At 57.4% G+C, this 17,113-nt stretch carries 14 protein-coding genes; 9 read left to right on the top strand and 5 right to left on the bottom strand.

What is annotated here, in order from left to right:
• The first annotated feature begins 23 nt into the window (after nt 1-23).
• Nucleotides 24-1,964, top strand: a complete 1,941-nt coding sequence (locus AD944_RS03085) for a Hint domain-containing protein (protein WP_082741198.1) — start codon at nt 24-26, stop codon at nt 1,962-1,964.
• A 319-nt stretch (nt 1,965-2,283) separates the two neighbouring features.
• A complete protein-coding gene (locus AD944_RS03080; RefSeq protein WP_052427152.1) occupies nt 2,284-3,030 on the top strand; it encodes a DUF2987 domain-containing protein in 747 nt (248 codons plus the stop codon).
• A gap of 19 nt (nt 3,031-3,049) precedes the next feature.
• On the opposite strand, the gene AD944_RS03075 is transcribed toward AD944_RS03080, so the two are convergent.
• Together AD944_RS03075 and AD944_RS03070 are read right to left on the bottom strand one after the other, a co-directional pair.
• Nucleotides 3,050-4,066: a ferritin family protein gene (locus tag AD944_RS03075; RefSeq protein WP_045542176.1), complete on the bottom strand. Its 1,017-nt coding sequence runs from the start codon at nt 4,064-4,066 to the stop codon at nt 3,050-3,052.
• A 131-nt stretch (nt 4,067-4,197) separates the two neighbouring features.
• On the bottom strand, nt 4,198-4,890 hold the full coding sequence (locus AD944_RS03070; RefSeq protein WP_176364872.1) for an ATP-dependent Clp protease proteolytic subunit: 693 nt from the start codon (nt 4,888-4,890) through the stop codon (nt 4,198-4,200).
• Between the two features lie 145 nt (nt 4,891-5,035).
• Between AD944_RS03070 and AD944_RS03065 the strand changes: the two genes are divergently transcribed.
• The 6 genes from AD944_RS03065 to AD944_RS03040 all read left to right on the top strand — a co-directional run bounded on the left by AD944_RS03065 (nt 5,036) and on the right by AD944_RS03040 (nt 12,622).
• On the top strand, nt 5,036-6,256 hold the full coding sequence (locus AD944_RS03065) for a hypothetical protein (protein WP_236709189.1): 1,221 nt from the start codon (nt 5,036-5,038) through the stop codon (nt 6,254-6,256).
• Nucleotides 6,257-6,428: 172 nt separating this feature from the next.
• Nucleotides 6,429-7,670 (top strand): LL-diaminopimelate aminotransferase, encoded by a 1,242-nt coding sequence (locus tag AD944_RS03060; RefSeq protein ID WP_006559331.1) that lies wholly within the window; start codon nt 6,429-6,431, stop codon nt 7,668-7,670.
• A complete protein-coding gene (locus AD944_RS03055) occupies nt 7,667-8,983 on the top strand; it encodes a homoserine dehydrogenase (RefSeq protein ID WP_045542175.1) in 1,317 nt (438 codons plus the stop codon). The genes AD944_RS03060 and AD944_RS03055 overlap by 4 nt, the downstream gene beginning before the upstream one ends.
• A 50-nt stretch (nt 8,984-9,033) precedes the next feature.
• On the top strand, nt 9,034-10,032 hold the full coding sequence (glpX, locus tag AD944_RS03050; protein ID WP_006559333.1) for a class II fructose-bisphosphatase: 999 nt from the start codon (nt 9,034-9,036) through the stop codon (nt 10,030-10,032).
• A 54-nt stretch (nt 10,033-10,086) separates the two neighbouring features.
• Nucleotides 10,087-11,904 (top strand): single-stranded-DNA-specific exonuclease RecJ, encoded by a 1,818-nt coding sequence (gene recJ, locus AD944_RS03045; RefSeq protein ID WP_045542190.1) that lies wholly within the window; start codon nt 10,087-10,089, stop codon nt 11,902-11,904.
• A 214-nt stretch (nt 11,905-12,118) separates the two neighbouring features.
• A complete protein-coding gene (locus tag AD944_RS03040; protein WP_045542174.1) occupies nt 12,119-12,622 on the top strand; it encodes a peptide deformylase in 504 nt (167 codons plus the stop codon).
• A gap of 19 nt (nt 12,623-12,641) precedes the next feature.
• Here the strand turns inward: AD944_RS03040 and AD944_RS16640 are convergent, their stop codons facing one another.
• The 3 genes from AD944_RS16640 to AD944_RS03025 form a co-directional block, all read right to left on the bottom strand.
• Complete coding sequence (locus AD944_RS16640; protein ID WP_045542173.1) at nt 12,642-12,824, bottom strand: hypothetical protein; 183 nt, start codon at nt 12,822-12,824, stop codon at nt 12,642-12,644.
• A gap of 635 nt (nt 12,825-13,459) precedes the next feature.
• Complete coding sequence (locus tag AD944_RS03030) at nt 13,460-14,095, bottom strand: glutathione S-transferase (RefSeq protein WP_045542172.1); 636 nt, start codon at nt 14,093-14,095, stop codon at nt 13,460-13,462.
• Between the two features lie 35 nt (nt 14,096-14,130).
• Complete coding sequence (locus tag AD944_RS03025) at nt 14,131-14,628, bottom strand: DUF1543 domain-containing protein (protein ID WP_045542171.1); 498 nt, start codon at nt 14,626-14,628, stop codon at nt 14,131-14,133.
• 706 nt (nt 14,629-15,334) lie between these two features.
• Here AD944_RS03025 and AD944_RS03020 point away from each other — a divergent pair.
• Entirely contained in the window at nt 15,335-17,113 is a 1,779-nt protein-coding gene (locus tag AD944_RS03020; RefSeq protein ID WP_052427151.1) for a Hint domain-containing protein, read from the top strand.

Genomic DNA, 17,113 nt, shown 5'->3' with positions numbered 1-17,113 from the left:
TTGCGCAATTCAGGAGATTGGAAATGTCTACGTATACTTGGACGGGAAAGACCTCAAACGACTGGGGGACACCATCGAACTGGTCTCCGGTCGGAACTCCGGGGCAAAATGACACAGCCAACATCGGTTCATCTTCATCTGCCTACACCGTAAACATTTCCTCAACCACCACTCTCAATATTCAAAAAATTGTCGTTTCTGGTGGTTCTACACTCAATGTGGCCGGCACCATCAACCAGTCCTCCAATGGAATTGAAGCCGCTGCCGGCGGTACTGTTGTTTTTCAGCCAGGGTCAACAACCAATAATATTCCCTTGACCGTTGATTCTGGAGGGACCGTCAACATTGAAAGCACGACCGCAACATTCAGTAACAGCCATATCAATAGCGGAAGCATAGTAGAACTAACGAACGTCAGCGGTTATTATTTGCAGAATTTTGGATTTTCTGGGCAACTTATACTAAACAACAGTAACGTCTCAGCCGCTTCCAGTCTAAACCCGCAAAATGGATCTTCAATCACACTGAACAATGGATCAAGTCTGTCGGTTAGCAACCTAAATACGCCAGTTACCGTAAACGGTGGATCAACGCTAAGCCTGAGCGGAAATTATAATGGAGGCGCTTCCGTTACCGCCGGTAGTGGAAGCGGAAACACCATTCTTTTGTCTCCAGACGCAGCGCAAACCAATCTCACCATCGCAGGCTTGACCAATGGGGATCAAATAGGAATTGCAGGTCAGAAAGTCACGGCAGCAACTTACGTGAATAATGCAGGAAATGGCCACGTAACGCTTACAGTAGGCGATAAGACCTATACTTTCCCGGCAACATTCGATCCAGATGTAAAAAGCGGAACAACAACCGTAACCGCAGATACGACATCTGGCGGGAACGCCATTATCTGCTTCCTTGCCGGCAGCATGATCCGCACCCCGGACGGGGACGTGGCGGTTGAAAACATCCAGATTGGTGATCAGGTTATTGCGTTTGACTGGAAGAACAACCGCAACATTCTGCGTTCCGTTGTGTGGGTGGGTACGGCCCGTGCGGTGGTGCGGCCGCATCTTGCGGATGATGAAGCTGGATGGCCGGTGCGCGTTCTGAAAGACGCCGTTGCAGATGGCGTGCCTTACAAGGACATGCTGATTACCGCTGAACATTGCCTGTTTTTTGAAGACCGGTTTGTGCCAGTGCGGATGCTGGTAAACGGGCGCACCATTTTCTATGACAAATCTATCCTGTCCTATGACTATTATCATGTGGAAACGGAACTTCATTCCGTTATCACGGCTGATGGCATGCTGACAGAAAGCTATCTGGATACCGGTAACCGCTCCTCCTTCCGTCAGGATGGCAAAGTGGCAAGCCTGCGCAGCGCAGCGCGGAGCTGGCAGGATGATGCCGGGGCACCCCTGTGTGTGGATCGCTCCTTTGTGCAACCTCTGTTCCATGTGCTGGAACATCGTGAAAAGAACATTGCGCAGGCCCTCCCGGCACCGGAAAAAGCCGCTCTTGTGCATGATGCCGACCTGCGCCTTGTGACGGACAAAGGAGCAACCCTGCGCCCCGTACGGCGTCGGGACGAGCAGTACAGCTTCATGCTGCCGTCTGGCACGCAGGCTGTGCGCATTCTCTCCCGCGCCAGCCGTCCGGCTGATGTGATCGGCCCGTTTGTGGATGATCGCCGCCAGATGGGGGTTGCCGTGGGGGATGTCACCCTCATTACAGCAAAAGGCCAGCAGGCCGTGACAACCCACCTTCAGGAAGACAAGCCCGAAGGCTGGCACGCGGATATGGGATGGGAGGGCGTTGCCTGGACCGATGGGAATGCGCTGCTGCCGCTTGGCGCACTCCATGCCGAGGGGAATATGGCGATCCTGTCTCTCTCCATTCGTGCGGCTGGGCCTTATCTACCAGCAGCAGACACCACACAGGCGGTTCGGTCCATCAGCATCGCCTGAGAGGTGAGTGGAAAAGGGGCCTGTTTGAGGTTGGGGAGAATATTTTGAGGCTGTGAAAAGTGGGGTTAAGGCGGGATACGCGGCTATCGCGCCAAAAACCCAATCCATCCCGCCACAAAATGCTCTACCCCGCCTGTCTTGGCAGATATTGCAAACCCCCTTTTACGTGCCTTCATTTTTTAGCGTGTCTTATGCAGGTCCTGTTCAGATGAGCGGGGCCTGTATTTTTATCACGGAACCTGCCGCATGGCGGGCTGTTCCTGCCAGACGGGCATGACAGTGCGCGACACGATGATTTTTATGCGGTAAGTCCGAATTTATGATGTTTTTCTCTCGCCCTGCATGGGTTTTGACTGCGGCACTGGTGCTGGCCCCCGCCGGTGTAACGCAGGCCGCCGATACCATAGATGTGGTGGGCGCACGCTCCGTTCTGGTGCAGCATTACCGGAAAGTGGCCAAGCTGTATCGGCGCTTCAATGCCCTGCCTGCGGAGGACCGGGCCAACCTTTCCCTGCATGTGGTAGGGCGGGAACAGCCGGATGACAAACCCCTGCACAGCACCGGGCTGCATTTACAGTCTCAAACCGGCGCTATTCCGCTAACACGCGCTGGCAGTGATGACATGGTTTTTCCGCTATCAGACTCATTGTGGGAGGAAAACCCACCGCTGATGGCCACTCTGGCACCGGACCATTATATCCGCTTTATTTTCCAGATTGCTGTAAGCCCTCCGCAAGCGGACGGATTTACCAATGCGCAGGCCCAGCACTGGCTGAAGCAGATGGATCATTGCGTGGAAGATATAGTGGGTTTTGTGTTTGCCTTCCTGATGCCGGATGCACACAAGCTGACACTTACGCTGGCTCCCCGCAGCACCCTTACGGTAACGGAAGCCGGGCAGAGCCGCACCGTGTTTGACAATACGGCCACCACCCCCGCCGAATACACCATCAGGCCGCAGGATTACGCAGCCGATGCCACATTCCACAGCACGCAGCCGCTTCAGCAGGTGTTGATCAAACTACCCATGCAGATTCATGCGGACATGAAACGCAAGGCAGCCTGAGCAAAACCTGCCTCGGCCCTCAGGCCCGCGCGCTGCGGGTGTTGGCCTTCACCAGACCGGATACAAACTGCCACCCGCGGCCCACATCACGGATCACCCGCGCAATGGCTGGCGCCGTGGTGGGGCGCAGCAGGCGTTTGTCATATCCTGCAAAGCGGCGGTCATCTTCTTCCAGACACAGATCCATGAAGTCCGGCAGGCTGAGCTGCACGCTGGCAATATCCTTGGCACCAGTGACGGTGAAGTTGTTGTCCTGCGTGTGGACTTCGCCTTTGTCATCCACATCCTTGGCAAGGCTTAGACGTTCATAGCCAAGGAAGGCCCACACGGCCCATACCTTGAGTTCAAAGAACGGACGGCGATACCACGGCATGACGGCCCGGTACCATGCCAGCCAGTTGGCAAACAGCAGAATGTGACGACATTCTTCCTGCATCACTGGCTCGAACGTATCAATCAGTTCAGCCGGAAAGAAGGCAGAACGCTTGGCCAATTCAAACAGCCCAAACGCGAAGAAACTGTCCACACATTCTGAAAAGCCGGTGACCAGATAGGCCCACTCAACATCCTTGGGCTCAATATACGGGGGTTCCGGCGCCATGGGGATGTTGTAGGCCGCCACCATTTTGGACAGCACTTCCTTGTGGCGGTTTTCCTCCCACGCATTGCGGGAGATGGCATCCTTGATGTCCGGGTCCTGCACCAGCCGGGCATAGGCGGCCATACGCAGGCGGGCCTTGCCCTCCGTCTGCACCGCAATATCCCAGATGGGCAGGGAGGTCACGCGATGCAGCGTTTCCGGGTCCAGCTTGGGCCAGTCGATTACGGACGGTTTGTAAGGGTTGAACGTATCACGGAACATCTGCGCAATGGCGCGCTTGTGCTCAACGGAGCCGGGCTTGAGCGGCCCCTTATCCTGGCTGACCCAGTGCCGCGCCTTGTAATCGGCCTCTACCACGGCTTCCTTGTTGGGGGGCGGTGGCAGGTCATCAATGCTGTCTGGCAGGCGGGAATAGATATCAGAGAGAGAACCCATGGTAGGAACCCGTTTGCTGGGAGCGCCTCCCCTTCCCCGCGCACCACGTGCGCAAGGCAGGAGAAAAGCCCGGTAAAACAAAACATGCCGCTCCCCACCCCGCAGGGTGAGGAGCAAAGCCGTTCCCCGATTTAGTGAAGATCAGAAAGCTGGGAAATGATCTTTGTCACTAAGCCGTATTCAATCGCTTCCTTGGCGGACATCCAGTAGTTGCGGTCCGTATCCTTGGCGATTTTTTCGTAAGACTGGCCTGTTTCACGCGCAAACAGGCGGTTCAGACGCTCACGCATCTTGATGATTTCGCGTGCTTCAATGTCGATATCGGTGGCCGGGCCACGCACGCCACCCATCGGCTGATGCAGCAGGAAGCGCGTGTTGGGCAGGCAGAAGCGGCGGTTTTTCTGGCCGGCGGCAAAAATCAGCGCGCCAGCAGATGCCACCCAACCGGTGCCGATCATGTTGACCGGCGCGATCGAATCGACAAAGCGGATCATGTCATGAATGGTGTCCCCGCTTTCAACGTGGCCACCGGGGGAGTTCACATACACATCAATCGGCTTGTCAGACTCGCCAGCCAAAGCCAGCAGGCGGCCGGTGACATCACGGGCTACCTTGTCGTTAATACCGCCAAAAATCAGCACTTTGCGCTGTTTGAACAGCTTGTGCTCAAGCTCGCCAGCCGGTGCGCCGGGGGCTTTCACATCATCTTTTTCCGGTGTTTCCGGCGCGTCCGGGCCATCCGGCCCTTCATCATCCAGTCTGATGGCGTCGCGGGAGAAAATACCCGTCATTCGTGTCTCCGCATGGTCTGTGTCACGGTTCATGCTTCTTATCCTGCGCCGCCTGCGCGCCCCTGCCAAGGGGCAATCCTATAATGCAGGTGCAACAGGCACGCCTGATCTCGCCACAACGGCGGGAAGACGGTAAGGTGCGCGCTGTTTATCAGCCCAGCGGAGCACCCGTCCCACCATGCAGCAAATGCGTCCTGAACAGAACCGGCCCTTCTGGCGGCATGGTCGCCCCGTTTCTGGCCAGACGGACGCAGCGCGGACGGAGGATACGCCGGCACACGCACCCCTTGCCCACGCCAGGGAAGACCAGCCGCAAACCCGCCGCACCGGGCGACGGCATGCCACCGGCTTCCGTATGGGCGTTGCGTTGACCGCGGGCGTGCTAGTGCTGGCGGGATGCCGCCATCAGGATGCGATCGACAGCACGCTGGAATGGACCCAGAACATGCGCGGGGGCGTGATCTCCCAGCAGCGGCCACCGCCGCCGGGCCGGTATGATCCCTACCCGCATGTGGGGCTGACCCCTACTCAGGCACCGGCTCTGCCCTCCGCGCAGGCAAGGGCCATGCTGACGGAACGGCTGATCCGTGACCGTAACCTGACCTACCGCACGGTTGCCGCCAACGGCACGCTCACGCCCGATATTCCGCCGCCGCCCAACGCCGCAGCGGCACAATCTGCGGCAGGTAAGGGGAGTGCGGATAAAGGCGCAGGCACCCCGGCTGCTGGCGCTGGCGCGAATGCGGCCAAGGATAAAGCCGCAGCGGGGCAGCAGGCAGCCAGCCTGCCACCGGATGCCGCCGGGGCCATTATGGATGCCGCGGAAGCCCCACCCCAGCAGCCCACCACGCCACCACCTCCTGCCAAACCCGCGCCCTCCAAGCCAGCGGCAAAAGACACCAAAAAGGACGCCGCCGATGCGGAAGCCGACATGCCAGAAGTGGCCATGCCGGAAGTGAAGAACGGCGCGCAGAAGCCCCCCACGCCCGAAAGCGCCATTCCGCAGATTCCCGAAGGCCCGCCCGCGCCGCCATCCTTCCCAGGATTTGATGTGCCGTCTGATGCCCATCTGCCCGATGGCGTGCAGCCCAATTATGATCTGAGCGACGCCAAAGGCACGGCCCTGCATTTCATGCCGCAATCTGACCAGCTTTCCGCCGGGCAGGAGAGCACACTGGCCAAACTGGTGCAGAAAACGCCGCACGGGCCGTTCTTTGTCCGTGGCTTTGGCAATTCCCTCTCACTCAGCCCGCAGGATCAGGCAGATGCCGTCCAGCTTGGCCTCTTGCGGGCGCAGCGCGTGGCTCAGGAACTGATCAAACTGAATGCGCCGTCTGATGCCATTCATATCCGGGGGGATGCGTTCGGCACGGGGGCACGAATAGCCAATTCACCCTGATGCGAAGCGGGGGGCACGGGCCTGTGGCACGCGCCCCTCGGCCAGCCATGCGGCGGAAAGACGCTGGCCGCACGGCAAGAAGAGTTGCCTGATCCGTTTCTGCCATTACTATGTTTTTCCTCCGTAATCGTGCGGAATCTGAACCCCCTTATTTTCAGGGTCCTTTACGTCCATGACCGAAGATTTCCATCGCATCCGCCGTCTGCCGCCTTATGTCTTTGCCTCGGTAAACCAGGCCAAGGCGGCAGCCCGAGCGCGGGGCGAGGATATTATTGACCTTGGCATGGGCAACCCGGACAGCCCCACACCGCCCCACATTGTGGAAAAGCTGGTGGAAACGGTGCAGAATCCGCGTGCGCATGGCTATTCCGTCAGCAAGGGTATTCCGGGGCTGCGCCGGGCACTGGCGGGCTATTATGAACGCCGCTTCAACGTGAAGCTGGACCCCGAGCGGGAAGTGATCGCAACGCTGGGCTCCAAGGAAGGGCTGGCCAATCTGGCCTCCGCCATCACCAGCCCCGGTGACACCATTCTGGTGCCCAACCCGTCCTACCCCATTCACCAGTTCGGGTTCATTATTGCGGGGGCCTCTGTCCGCTCCATTCCCGCCACGCCGGATGATAACATGCTGCGCGCGCTGGAACGTGCCGTGCGCCATTCCGTGCCCAAACCCACGGCGCTGATTGTCAATTTCCCGTCCAACCCCACCGCATATCTGGCTGATCTGGATTTCTATAAGGAACTGGTGGCCTTTGCCCGGCGGGAGGAAATTTTCATCCTCTCGGACCTCGCCTACGCGGAAATCTATTTTGGAGATCTGGTGCCCCCGTCCATTCTGGCCGTGCCGGGTGCCAAAGATATTGCGGTGGAATTCACATCGCTTTCCAAAACCTACTGCATGGCTGGCTGGCGCATGGGGTTTGCCGCGGGCAATGAACGGCTGATTGCCGCGCTGACGCGTATTAAATCCTATCTGGATTACGGGGCGTTCACCCCCATTCAGGTCGCCGCCGTGGCCGCGCTGAATGGCCCGCAGGACTGCGTGGCCGATATCCGCGCCCTGTATAAAGAACGGCGTGATGTGCTGATCCGTGGTCTGCATGCCGCCGGGTGGGATGTGCCGTCCCCCGAAGGCTCCATGTTTGCGTGGGCCCCCATCCCTGAACCGTTCCGTGAAATGGGCAGCGTTGATTTCTCCAAGCTGCTGCTGAAAGAAGCTGGTGTGGCGGTGGCCCCCGGCCTTGGCTTTGGCGAGCATGGGGAAGGTTATGTGCGCATCGGGCTGGTGGAAAACACCCAGCGCCTGCGGCAGGCCACCCGCGCCATTCGTGGTTTCCTTGCAGCCCATGGCGTCAAGCCTGCGGCTGTGTCTTCTCCTTCCTCTGCAAGCAAGCCGGAGCCTGTCCAATCGTGAGTGTCTCTTCCTCCTCTTCTCCTCTTCGTCTCGGTATTGCTGGTCTTGGCACGGTGGGGGCGGGCGTTATCCGCCTGCTGGAAACCAATGCGGACCTGATTACCGCCCGCGCTGGCCGTCCGCTGAAAGTTGTGGCTGTCAGCGCGCGGGACCGCACGCGGGACCGTGGGGTGAACGTCTCCGGCCTGCGGTGGTATGACAACGCAGTTGATCTGGTGACAGACCCCGAAGTGGATGTGGTGGTGGAACTGATTGGCGGGGCCGAAGGGCCGGCCCGTGCTCTGGTTGAAGCCGCGCTGCAGGCAGGCAAGCCGGTGGTTACGGCCAACAAGGCGCTGCTGGCCATTCATGGCCCGGCGCTGGCGCAGGTCAGTGCGGAAAAATCCGCCCCGCTGCTGTTTGAAGCGGCAGTTGCGGGCGGTATTCCCGCCATCAAGACCGTGCGTGAAGGGCTGGCGGCAGATCGCCTGCTGCGCATTGGCGGCATTCTGAACGGCACCTGCAACTATATCCTGACCGTCATGCGCGAAACGGGGAAGGATTTCGGCTCCGTTCTGGCAGACGCCCAGCAGCTTGGTTATGCCGAAGCTGATCCCTCCACGGATATTGACGGGCTGGATGCTGCCCACAAACTGACCATTCTGGCCGGGCTGGCCTTTGGCCGCCCCGTGGCGTTTGACAGTGTGCACGTGGAAGGTATTCGCCGGATTGGCGCGGCCGATCTGAGCTTTGCCCGCAAGCTGGGCTACCGCATCAAACTGCTGGGGCTGGCCCGCGTGGGTGATGCTGGGCTTGAAGCCCGCGTCACACCCTGCCTTGTGCCGGAAGATGCCCCCATTGCGCAGGTGGATGGCGTGTTCAATGCCGTGGTGGCTGAAGGCGCATTTGCAGGCCGCCTGATGATTGAAGGCCGGGGCGCGGGCGCAGGCCCCACTGCCAGCGCCGTGACGGCCGACCTGATTGATATTGCCCGTGGCAGCCACATCCCGGTGTGGGGCGTGCAGGTATCTGATATGCAACCTGTGCAGGCCTGCCCTCTTTCTGCCGGAAAGGGCGCGTTTTATCTGCGCCTGCGGGTGGAGGACCGACCCGGCGTGATTGCGGATATTACCGCCGTGCTGCGTGACTGTGGCGTTTCGCTGCGCAGCATGCTTCAGCCCACGCCGGAGAAGAACGACACCGCCCCGCATGTGCCCCTGGTGCTGGTGACGCATCAGACATCCGAGGCGGCCATGCAGGACGCCGTGACACGCATTGACCAGCTTGATGTGGTGACGGACACCCCGGTGATGATCCGGATTGAAACGGACTGAGCCTTCCGTGCGGAGCCAGTTCAAGCCTTAAGAAAGAGGATTTCCCCCTGATGTCTGACACTCGTGAGCCTAAACAGTTTGTGGTTTCTGACCGCAATCTGGCGCTTGAACTGGTGCGTGTTACTGAAGCCGCCGCCCTTGCATCCTCTCACTGGACGGGCCGTGGCAAGAAGAACGATGCCGATGGCGCGGCTGTGGAAGCCATGCGCATTGCGTTTGACACCGTGGCCATTGATGGCACCGTGGTGATTGGCGAAGGCGAGATGGACGAAGCACCAATGCTCTACATTGGTGAAAAGGTGGGCGCTGGTGGCCCCGCCATGGACATTGCGGTGGACCCGCTTGAAGGCACCAATCTGTGCGCCAAGGACATGCCCAACGCCATTACCGTGGTTGCGCTGGCGGAAAAGGGCAACTTCCTGCACGCGCCAGACGTGTATATGGACAAGATTGTGGTTGGCCCCAACCTGCCCGATGGCGTGGTGGACCTTGAAGCCTCCATTGAGAACAATCTGCGCAATCTGGCCCGCGCCAAGAACAAGCCGATTGAAGACATTGTTCTGTGTACGCTCGACCGCGAACGTCATGAAGAACTGATTGCCAAAACGCGCGAAGCCGGTGCCCGCGTGCGCCTGCTGAGCGATGGTGACGTTGCCGCCGCCATTGCCGCCTGCATGGATAACAGCCAGGTGGATATTTATGCCGGTTCTGGCGGCGCGCCAGAAGGCGTGCTGGCCGCTGCTGCCGTGCGCTGCGTGGAAGGCCAGATGCAGGGCCGTCTGCTGTTTGAAGATGACGCCCAGCGTGAACGCGCCCAGAAAATGAACCCCGGCAAGGACCCGGACCGCAAGCTCGGCCTGCATGATATGGCGGCTGGTTCCGTGCTGTTCTCCGCCACGGGTGTCACCTCTGGCACGTTGCTGCGCGGTATCCGCCGTCTGCCCACACATGCCGTGACGCACTCACTGGTCATGCGCTCCAAATCCGGCACGGTGCGGTTTATTGAAGGGCACCACAACTTCTCCACCAAAACGTGGACGCCGCAATAACCCTGTGTGCCTTATCCCGCTTTGCCAGAAATGACTGCTTTTTCAGAGACAACCATGCTTCTGCCCCCTGATGACGCCGCGCCCCCGCAGGCCCGCGCCGCGCTGGGGGTGGAGGCCAGCCTGACAGGCCGCCGCTGGATGTGGCGGCCGGGGGCTGACAGCCCGGACCTGATGCGGCTGGGCGCAGCTATTGCCCAACGGGCCGGGCTGCCTGAAATTGTAGGTCGCCTTCTGGCATTGCGGGGCCTTTCTCTTGAAACCGCCGCAGATTTTCTGGACCCGAAGCTACGGGCGCTGATGCCCAATCCGTCCGAACTGCGGGATATGGATGTGGCAGCCGCCCGCATGGCTCAGGCCGTGCAAAAAGGCGAGACCATCGGCATTTTTGGCGATTATGACGTAGATGGCGCCTGCGCCTCCGGCATTCTGGCCTCTTTTTTTGAAGAACTGGGCTGTGCGGTGCACACCCATATTCCTGACCGCATGACCGAAGGCTACGGCCCCAATGTGCCCGCCCTTGAAGGGCTGGTGGCGCAGGGGGCCTCGCTGCTTGTGTGCGTGGATTGCGGCACTGCGGCCTCTGATATTCTGAACCAGATGGCGGGCAAGGCGGATCTGGTGGTGCTGGACCACCATAAATCCGAAGATGCGCTGCCTGCCATTCTGGCGACGGTGAACCCCAACCGGCCGGACTGCACCGCTGGCCTTGGGCATGTATGCGCTGCCGCACTGGCCTTTCTGGCCGCCGTTGCCACTGCACGCGATCTGCGCAGCGCAGGCTGGTTTGAAGCGCACCCCGCGCCAGACCTGATGCGTCAGCTTGATCTGGTGGCGCTTGCAACGGTGTGTGATGTCATGCCCCTGCAAGGGCTGAACCGGGCTTTTGTGGCGCAGGGCCTCAAGATCATGGCGCGCCGTCAGCGCACCGGCTTGGCCGCGCTGATGGAAATTGCGGGTGTTACCAAAGCGCCAGATGCGTTCTCCTGCGGGTTCGCCATCGGGCCACGCATCAACGCCGGGGGCCGCATTGCCGAGGCCGCACTGGGCCTGCGCCTGCTACGCAGTGAAGACGCGCATGAGGCCAAAATCATGGCCGAGCGGCTGGATGCCGTAAACCGCCGCCGCCAAGGGGTGGAAGCGGACATTCTTGATCTGGCCATGCAGCAGGCCGCCGCCCAGCGTGAAGCCGGGCATCCTGTCATTCTGCTCACAGGCAAGGACTGGCACCCCGGCGTGGTGGGTATTGTGGCAGGCCGCATCAAGGAACAGTTCAACCGCCCGGCTCTTGTGGGCGCTGCGCAGGATGATGGTTCCATCAAAGGCTCTGGCCGTTCCGTGCCGGGGCTTGATCTGGGCACGGTGATTATTGCCGCACGTCAGGCCGGACTGCTGACAACAGGCGGCGGCCACGCCATGGCAGCCGGTTTCTCCCTGCCTGCCGAGAAAGTGGACGCCTTCCACACTTTTCTGGATGAACGGCTGGCCGGGGCCGCGCAACTGCCGGATGCCGTTGATCTGGAAATTGACGCCGCTCTCTCCGTTGCCGGTGCCACGGTGGAACTGGCACAGAACATGGCCTCTCTCGCCCCGTTTGGCGCGGGCAATGCCGAGCCGCTGGTCGCTCTCTCGCATGTGCAGATTATCAAGGCCGACCGCATTGGCCGAGATGGCAACACGCTGCGTCTGCTGCTGAAAGGCGCTGATGGCGGCCGCCTGAAAGCCCTGCTGTTCCGTGCCGGAGACAGCCCACTGGCCGCCACGCTGGAAGACACCACACGCCCCCCCATCCATCTGGCAGGCTATCTACGCGCCGAAAGCTGGAATGGCCGCACGGATGTCACCTTCTTCATTCAGGATGCTGCACTGGCCTGATACGCTTGCATCAAGACATTATAGGTTACGGCTACGAAGCAAGGACATACCCTCCTGCTATGCCAAACGTTGTTTTTTAAGCCCTTTTTGCCCTGCTGGCACATGTTCCGCCTACCTGAGACAATAGACGCCCCCCTTCCCACTTCTGCACTGATCGGGCTTTCCGTATGCGTGCGTGTTATCAGCCGCCCCTTCCCTCCTCTGGATATGTTTCATGACCACGCAACCGATTGTTCTGTTTCCTGACCAACGCCTGCGGCAGGTAGCTGTTCCTGTCAGCATTTTTGATGACTCTCTGCGCATTTTGGCGGTGGATCTGCTGGATACGCTGCGTGCTGCACCGGGTATTGGCATTACGGGGCCACATATTGGTGTGGGTCTGCGCGTGGTGGTGCTGGACCTGCCAGATGGCTCTGGCCCACAGACCTATATTAACCCGGAAATTGTTCAGACCTCTGACACTACCATTCAACACGAAGAAGGCAGCATTTCCATGCCGGGTGTCACGGAAACGCTGACACGAGCCGAAACAGTAACCGTGCGCTATACGGATCTTGAAGGCCGCCCTCAGACTGAAGAGGCTGAAGGGTTGCGTGCCGTCTGCCACCAGCATGAGATTGACCAGCTTGACGGAATTTTCTGGACACAGAAACTCTCAGCCCTGCGCCGTAGCCGCATAATGGCGCGGTATGAAAAGCTAAGACGCAGCCAACGGTAGAAAGCCATCTGCACACGCTTCAACACACTTGCATGCGAGCTTCTGTTTTTACTGGACACCCGGTGCTTTTCTGCGTCCAGAATACAAGTGCTCCCAGACGTGACATGACGTGACCTAACCAAGCCAGAGCCAGAGCCAGAGCCAGAGCCAGAGCCAGAGCCAGAGCCAGAGCCAGAGCCAGAGCCAGATTAGTAAGGACCATATCAGCCCTACAACAGGTATTTACTGTCTATGGGATGGCAAGCGTCCATTTTTGTTTTTCAATTGACGCATGACATAGAGTTGTGAGCAAAAAATTAGAAAAAACAACCAGAAACCCACATCAGATATGCATCCATATCCATCATAAAATGCCGTGCAGATCAGCAATACGAACGCACAAACGCAGATGAAAACAGACAGTTTGTATCTCGGCAAAGTCACTATCCTTCCCTTTTTTAAGGCACTCTTTTTTCAGAATTAGAGGTGTAAAATTATATTTTTAAATACGTAGCATGCACGTGATCATCTCACTCGAAATCAGAGGGAGGGGCTTGAAGACACCTTCCTTTTTCGGTCACATCAGGATCATAACGCATTGATATTGCCGGCAACAGAACAGTTCGGAGAGGGGTTTTCGAGCTCTCCAAATGACACGGGGACAAAAGATTGTCGACCTCGTTAGAGGGAAGCTTCTCAGAAACGAAAGAGGAGGCGATCCTTCTAGTCGTTTCCCGATAACCGCGCTCTCACAGTTAGCCGCTATCGACAGTCCTATGAGTGAGTGACCACATCTCGAAATCGCTTATACATGTATCCTGAAGCAAACTCGTCTTTCCCCTGCCCTGCCTTTACGGATTATGCAGTATTCAGCAACCGAGTAGGTGGGTCTTCCGGTTGCCACGGCGCGTAACGGATCATGACCTGCTCAAAAAGCGGCGAACCCAGAAAGCTGTTCAGCCAGCGCTGCACGCCAGGAAGAGGCAGTTCCTGAAACCAGGCAGCATCCGTTGCGGCAAACTGCCGGACAAAAGGCGCGATTGCGGCATCGGTCAAGCCAAAATGACCGCCTTGCAAAAAAGCTTCTTGTGAAAGGAGTGTTTCAAGGCTTTGTAGAATATGAACCGCTTCTTCCTGATGATGAGACGCATCTGTCCCGTAGCGGGAGGCGTATTTGTAACGGTCCAGGTGGTATTTGAATGTGGTGTCATTCTGCTCAATCAACGCAGGTTTGACGCCATCCAGCCAATGGGCAGGATCAGCCTGGAAGAGCGCCCAGCGCATGATATCTAGGCTTTCCTCAAGCACAGTACCATCAGGCTGTACAAGAACCGGCACCGTACCTTTGGGCGATGCTGCGAGCATGGCATCAGGCTTGGCTGCAAGCCTGATTTCGCGCACCTCGCACTCTGTCTGGCTGGCCACAAGCGCCAGACGCGCCCGCATGGCATAGGGACAGCGACGAAAGGTATAAAGAACGGGAGAGGAGGACATGACGAAACCCGAGCCCTGTGTGTGCAATCTGCCTGTTATAATCTGCGATACCCCTGCCATTCAGCCCGCACGGGCTGCCCGTTTTCCTGCGGCACAAGATGAATGTAAAGGCCGTCAATCTGTTCCAGCGGCAGACACTCATCAACTTCCATCAAGTTGTCGCGGTGCTGATGCTGGTATTCCACCAGAAGGCTCTTCCGCGCGCGGGCTTTTGCATCTTGTTCAGTAGCAGAGACAAGGAACGTGAACTCATGTTCCTCCCGCAGTGCGCCTTTCAGATAACCGCCCATATTGATGAAATAGAGTTTTCTGTCAGATATCGGTCTTTCCGGGCTGAGCGTTACGGCATAACCATCCGCCCACGTTATACAACCATACGCATCAATATGCAGGGATTGCCGAGTTCCAAACCACCGTGAAATGAGAGACGGATAAGCATCCTCAGGTTTGCGCGCGACGGCAAACTGCACATCATGAACCTCAATGTTCGCACCGGGGGCGGAACCACCCAGATAAAAGACGTAAAGCTTCAAGTTCTCATCCCCCCTTCCTCATGCCCGCCGCTTTGCTGCTTATGATAGCAGCAAAGCAGTCCGGCTCCTGTCCTTCTCACACAGCAGAGGCGTCTTTATCATGGCATGGCTTTTGCCGCAGGACACTCTTTCCCTGACGGGGGGAGCCGTGTCTGAGGGGTATTTGACGCTGCTCTCATTTGGAGCGGAGTGTTTCCGCGTACCCCTTCATAAAGACGGTCCCGACATCCCCTTTCGTTTTGCTAGTGGCCCATCATGATGAGCGGGCAACCGACAGAGCATTTTGAAAAAAATATGGTCAGCAAACCAGCAATGCATGAAGCGCAATTCACGACTGCTCAGTTTCCGAAGGAGTGGGGTGACTTTTTTGCAATACAAATGACCGTTCCGCAGGTGAGTCAAAAATAATTTAACTGCATAGTGTGAATAAATTTAACACGACAACCTTGCCCCATTTTTTTTCCTTTGTGCCGTTATTTTTTCCGCCCCTACAATCGTGGTTAAGAACACACTACAAAAATTTTGAAACTGCTTTGTTATTATTTTATATTTATTGGTTGTTATTAAACAAACCAAAACAACCAAATCAATTTCCTTTTTTATTTTCGATTCTCTGTGTATTTAAAAATTGTATCTATAATTTCTTTAAATTTATTAGCGATTCAGTTCCTGAACAGCCCTCCCCCAGACAGTGAAGGAAACAGAAATGACAACCTATACAACCGACTCTGGCGTTGTTTATAATATTACTCAGCCTTATTCTAACTTATGGCCAATACCTGTTGATAATGTATGGGATGTAACAATCACAGCTCCAAATGGAGATACTATTTATACGGGGACAAATCTTAACCCTGGCATTGATCTGGTTGTCTTACAGCTTGCGGCATCTGGTTATGTTCTTACAGGAACAGAAGATTACACAACCCTTATCAGCGCGGCCAGCATCCAGACTATTGTTACTGCTCCCGGTTCTACTGGCAGTATTATTATTGGTATTGGGGCTGCGGAAGCCAATACGTATTACATCGGCGGCGACAATACCATTTCCGGGCTGGTCAACGCTGTGGCTGGCACCACCATTAATGTTGTTGGCGGCACGGCAACGCTTTCTGGTAATACCGGGGGCTCTCTGGTTGGCCTTCTGACAGGCTCCACCGTCAATATTGAATATGGCGGAACGTTCAACACAGGGGCGGCCCTGGCCAGCGTACTTGAAGGTGGTACTGTCAATTTTGGCACGGGTGGCGGCACACTGATCCTGAACGGTGGAGGCACCGCCATCAGCCTGCTGGCGTCTGGCACACTAAGTGCCACAACCATCAACAATTATGATCCGAACAAGGATACTATCGAGCTTCAGGACACAACTGGCGCGGTTTCCAGCTACACCATTGCTGATGGATCAGATTCCAGCAAAATCATCACGCTGCAAAATGCCAGTGGGCAAACAGTAGCAGAATATGCCGTTAAGTTGGCTGACGGCGTAACCCTGCCTTCCGGCGACTATTCCACCAGTTCAGCAGATGCCGCTACAAACCCGCTACAGATTACCTATTCAGATGATAACACATACATCAACGCCTGCTTCCTGAGCGGAGGCATGATCCGCACCACCGATGGCGATATTGCTGTTGAAGACATCAAGATTGGGGATCTGGTTATTACGCGGGACTGGAAAAACAATCAGGATGTTACGCGCCCGGTTGTGTGGGTTGGCAAGGCGCAGGCCACAATCCGCCCTGATCTGCCCCTTGATGAAGCAGGTTATCCTGTGCGTATTCTGAAAGATGCCGTGGCTGATGGTGTGCCTTACAAGGACCTGCTGGTCACGCCAGAGCATTGCCTGTTTTTTGAGAACAAGTTCATCCCTGTTCGTATGCTGGTAAACGGGGCCTCAATTTTTTACGATCCCTCCGTGTCCGCCTACACCTATTACCATGTGGAAACGGAACAGCATTCCGTAATCACCGCTGATGGGATGCTGACAGAAAGCTATCTGGACACCGGCAACCGCCGCGCCTTCCGCCAGACAGGCAACGTGGTTGGGCTGCGTGGTGCGGCTGTGCAAAACTGGGCTGATCACGCTGATGCACCGCTATGTGTGGAGCGCACCGTTGTAGAACCCCTGTTTCGGGCACTGGAAGCCCGAAAAGAGGCTGTTGTCGCCCAGCAGCCACGCGTGGAACAGCCGGTGCTGACGGATGACCCAGACCTGCATCTGGTAACGGAAACGGGTGTTTCTATCCGCGCCATCCGCCACAGCAAGCAGCATTACAGCTTCATGCTTCCTCCTGCCACACGCTCTGTCCGCATTGTCTCCCGCGCCAGCCGTCCGGCAGATGTGATCGGCCCGTTTGTGGATGACCGCCGCCAACTGGGGGTTGCGATTGGGGAGGCAAACTGCCTGACAGCCAAAAAGGTGCATACCGTAACGGCGCATCTGGACGCGGAAATCTCACAGAAGGGTTGTACATCGGGTTAG

It is taken from the genome of Acetobacter tropicalis (genome assembly GCF_001580915.1).
In the GTDB taxonomy this organism is placed as follows: Bacteria; Pseudomonadota; Alphaproteobacteria; order Acetobacterales; family Acetobacteraceae; genus Acetobacter; species Acetobacter tropicalis.
The sequence above is the reverse complement of the archived record's forward strand: the minus strand, read 5'-3'. Positions and strand labels throughout refer to the sequence as shown.

What these genes read in the sequence shown, in the direction of transcription:
- AD944_RS03085 (WP_082741198.1), top strand. Translation starts at nt 24, where the DNA reads ATGTCTACGTATACTTGGACGGGAAAGACCTCAAACGACTGGGGGACA.
- AD944_RS03020 (WP_052427151.1), top strand. Translation starts at nt 15,335, where the DNA reads ATGACAACCTATACAACCGACTCTGGCGTTGTTTATAATATTACTCAG.
- AD944_RS03080 (WP_052427152.1), top strand. Translation starts at nt 2,284, where the DNA reads ATGATGTTTTTCTCTCGCCCTGCATGGGTTTTGACTGCGGCACTGGTG.
- AD944_RS03075 (WP_045542176.1), bottom strand. Translation starts at nt 4,066, where the DNA reads ATGGGTTCTCTCTCTGATATCTATTCCCGCCTGCCAGACAGCATTGAT.
- recJ (WP_045542190.1), top strand. Translation starts at nt 10,087, where the DNA reads ATGCTTCTGCCCCCTGATGACGCCGCGCCCCCGCAGGCCCGCGCCGCG.
- AD944_RS03060 (WP_006559331.1), top strand. Translation starts at nt 6,429, where the DNA reads ATGACCGAAGATTTCCATCGCATCCGCCGTCTGCCGCCTTATGTCTTT.
- AD944_RS03030 (WP_045542172.1), bottom strand. Translation starts at nt 14,095, where the DNA reads ATGTCCTCCTCTCCCGTTCTTTATACCTTTCGTCGCTGTCCCTATGCC.
- glpX (WP_006559333.1), top strand. Translation starts at nt 9,034, where the DNA reads ATGTCTGACACTCGTGAGCCTAAACAGTTTGTGGTTTCTGACCGCAAT.
- AD944_RS03070 (WP_176364872.1), bottom strand. Translation starts at nt 4,890, where the DNA reads ATGAACCGTGACACAGACCATGCGGAGACACGAATGACGGGTATTTTC.
- AD944_RS16640 (WP_045542173.1), bottom strand. Translation starts at nt 12,824, where the DNA reads ATGGTCCTTACTAATCTGGCTCTGGCTCTGGCTCTGGCTCTGGCTCTG.
- AD944_RS03065 (WP_236709189.1), top strand. Translation starts at nt 5,036, where the DNA reads ATGCAGCAAATGCGTCCTGAACAGAACCGGCCCTTCTGGCGGCATGGT.
- AD944_RS03040 (WP_045542174.1), top strand. Translation starts at nt 12,119, where the DNA reads ATGACCACGCAACCGATTGTTCTGTTTCCTGACCAACGCCTGCGGCAG.